The sequence below is a fragment of the Bradyrhizobium sp. Ken01 genome, assembly GCF_055807355.1.
Genome location: NZ_JBVVPC010000237.1, coordinates 1 through 259, shown reverse-complemented (window position 1 = coordinate 259; position 259 = coordinate 1). Strand labels below are relative to the sequence as shown.

1 pseudogene is annotated in these 259 nt (G+C 48.3%); it reads left to right on the top strand.

The features are described 5' to 3' along the window. Positions 1–15: 15 nt before the first annotated feature. A pseudogene (locus AC0L3S_RS39475) lies at positions 16–165 on the top strand (Hok/Gef family protein); the annotation flags it as partial. Between the last annotated feature and the right edge of the window lie 94 nt (positions 166–259).

Here is a 259-nt window from a genome sequence, read left to right as displayed (position 1 = left end):
GGAGGCAATATAAACATGCTGACGAAATATGCCCTTGCGGCAGTCATAGTGCTGTGTTTAACGGTGCTGGGATTTACGCTTCTGGTCGGAGACTCGCTGTGTGAGTTTACGGTGAAGGAACGTAATATTGAGTTTAAGGCTGTTCTCGCTTACGAACCGAAGAAGGGACTACCATCCAACTTGTTCGGGTTTGGAGTGGCAGCCCCAGGGTTGATAGAAATATCTCCTGGGGCTTCATCTTTCCAGACCTCAGAGTAAA